This is a genomic window from Erwinia sp. (assembly GCF_031978025.1).
GTDB lineage: Bacteria > Pseudomonadota > Gammaproteobacteria > Enterobacterales > Enterobacteriaceae > Erwinia.
This window is the reverse complement of sequence record NZ_DALZCD010000394.1, coordinates 1-2,823: the sequence shown is the minus strand read 5'-3', so window position 1 is coordinate 2,823 and position 2,823 is coordinate 1. Positions and strand designations below refer to the sequence as shown.

Genomic DNA, 2,823 nt, shown 5'->3' with positions numbered 1-2,823 from the left:
CCTCACCGCCATATTCAAGAGAAAGCCTGAACTCACGTTCAGGCTTTTTTTTATGGTTGAATCAGTTATTGGTGACCCTCTCAAGCTGCCACAGCTCGCCAAGCCGATAATCCCATATTCTGGGAGAAAATATTATTTTCCCTCTTTCTGGCGTAAAGGTTATTTCGCTAAACCAAATCTTCTCTTTATGCATAAAGAAATCCACCCGGCAGTAATCAATCTCCTCCGAGAGCGATTCAGCCAGCTCAAGCATTCTGGCATAGCCAGCGGGCCGGGGAATATCACGCGGGTTATTGCTTTGCCCCATAGTAAATGGCTGCAAACGCCAGCATCGGTCATAAATGTTGGTCAGATTATTTCCGGCGGCATCCGTAAAATCCACTTCTGTAAATTTTGCTTTCTGATGAAAGCAGTGCACGCGGTAAAGCTCCGGCGTGATATTTGGATCGGTATCTGCAAAAATATCTATATATTCTTCAGCGAGGATCAGCGGAGGAATAGCTTTATACTGCCATTCCAGCGAAACATAGTAAAAATTACGATTGAGAAAGAAATCGAGCTTTTTATTACAGCGAGCTATTGCCGCCGCATCTTTGCCGAACACCTTCTGACAGCTTCCACTATCGTGGTTGCATTTCAGTACGAATTTTTCGGGGAGCGTTGCGTAATCAATATCCGCTGTACGCGACCATACACCGAGTAAGGGGATCAGGTATTCTTCGCCGATTTTCTGCGTCACATAGTCACGGGCCAGGTATTTGTCCGCCAGTTGCGTATAGAGATCGTTCCTGGTATAGAGCATACGGTGGATAATTTTTTCATTGAGCGATTCAGGATAGCGGAAAAGATTCGCCCCACAGTGCCTTTTGCGGTGAGTCGTTAACAGATATTTTTCTTCCCGCTGCAAAAAATGGCGTAGTACTTTACCCTGGTGCTCAATTTTCTTTAAAAAGTACACTTCCCGGCTCCTTATCCACAACGAATTCCGATGCGTTAATAAATGAAACAGCCTAATCATCATTTTTCAGCAGAGATATAAACCCGAATTAAACAAGGTAAATAAAAAAACACCATTACTTTTCAGTAACAGTGTTTTTATATAATAATTTATTTTTAATAAAAACTATTTAATTTCCATCGCGGATTTCATGGTATAGAACAGATCGGTCTGATCGGTCAGCCCCACTATATTGGCAGCATGCGGCCCATAAGCGGCAATACGTAGCTGCGTGCCGGTATGTTCCTGCGACTCCTCTTCCGAATTACCGTAGCTGATGGTCATCAGGCCGCCCTCTTTCGTTTGCAGCGTTTGCGTCAGACCAGGCGCCTTAGTGTCATTGGGAATGATCTGGCTGGAGTGGGCATGATCCGCCGTGACAATGACCAGCGTGTTGCCGTCTTTACGCGCAAATGCTAACGCTTTCTGTACGGCCTCATCCAGATCCACCGTTTCGCCAATCTGGCCGCAAGGGTTTGCAGCATGATCCTGTTTATCAATGGACGCGCCTTCAACCTGCAGGAAGAAGCCGTTCTGATTTTTATTCAGCAGCTGAATAGCTTTATCGGTCATCTGCGCCAGCGTTGGCGTAGAGGCAGGACGCTCATTATTCACTTCGCAACTGACAGGTTTACCTTCGAGGTTGCCGCGCAGGGTGGCTTTCGGCCCCTTCCAGCGCACGGGCATATTGCCCTCCGCGAACAGGCCCAGTACTGGCTTATCCTGCGTGGCTTCGTTCACAGCGTTCATGCTGTCGAGATTGTTGACCAGCTGATAACCGCGCAGCTTCGCCTGCTCGCTCAGTGTTTTTCCTTGCCACTCGCCAGCTCTGGCACTTTCGGAGAAGGTTTTAGCGCCGCCGCCGAAAGCAACGTCAACACGAGTGTTCAACAGCTGTTCGGCAATTGACCCTTTCCCGCCCTTCTCCAACGCGTTGTCTGCGCAGAGTTCGCTGGTTTTCACCGGGCCGTAGCATTTGCGAGAGGTCACATGCGCCATCTGGGCTGCGGGCGTGGCATCTTCCAGCTCTGCGGTAGAGACGTTACCGGTCGCTTTACCTGCCGCCTTTGCTATTTCCATGATGGTCTGATGATCTTTACCCTTTACGTCCACCCCGATCGCCCCGTTATAGGATTTTACACCGGTACTCCAGGCCGTGGCTGAAGCGGCTGAATCCGTGACGTAATCAGGCTTATGTGTTTTTTTATCCAGCGAGTAGTGCGTATACTGGCCGGTCAGCGGCAGCGCGTCGATCCCTTTAAAAAAACCGCCTGCGCCCTCAGCGTAGTTGCGCGCGGCGGTAATCTCGGAGTCGCCCATCCCGTCACCGATTAGCAGGATAACGTTTTTAGCGGTATTGCCGTTCAGCGAAGCTTTCAGGGCCTCGGTCTGATCCTCGCTCAAACGGCGGGCGCCGCCAGGCTGGGTAATATCACCCTGTGCAGCGCGCTGATAATCGGCAGCCTGGACACAAAGCGTGGTGGATAACAGCGTGGCGGTAAGGGAAAGCGTAAACAGGCTTTTTTTCATCGGACGGCTCCATAAGAAAACGTTGCTAAAAATTTCAGGAGCTTAGTTTGCGACACAACCGTGACGCTTTTGTGTCAGCTGCATGGCAGCTTGATGACGGCGCCAGCACGACACCTGATTAGCGTTAAGTCCGGCCCGCTCACCGCTTAAGCTGCCAGAATAAAAAGGAAAAATTCTTCTTGACCCGCCGCACCGGACTCCCTATAGTAGCGCCCCGTCGCCCGAGAGGGTGATGAAGTTTACAATATGGTGAGGTGTCCGAGTGGCTGAAGGAGCACGCCTGGAAAGTGTGTATA

General features: G+C 50.1%; 2 protein-coding genes. Both read right to left on the bottom strand.

From position 1 onward, the window contains the following. Positions 1–61: 61 nt before the first annotated feature. The gene (locus RTK32_RS20785; RefSeq protein WP_312047263.1) at positions 62–958 is read right to left on the bottom strand and encodes an ATP-grasp fold amidoligase family protein; all 897 of its coding nucleotides are present in this window, start codon (positions 956–958) and stop codon (positions 62–64) included. 165 nt (positions 959–1,123) lie between these two features. Further along, positions 1,124–2,527 carry an alkaline phosphatase gene (phoA, locus tag RTK32_RS20780; protein WP_312047261.1) on the bottom strand — a complete coding sequence of 468 codons (1,404 nt, stop codon included), beginning with the start codon at positions 2,525–2,527 and terminating at the stop codon, positions 1,124–1,126. Positions 2,528–2,823: the final 296 nt, after the last annotated feature.

Bases quoted from the DNA above. Each gene is read 5' to 3' on its own strand.
- phoA (WP_312047261.1), bottom strand. From the start codon at position 2,527: ATGAAAAAAAGCCTGTTTACGCTTTCCCTTACCGCCACGCTGTTATCC.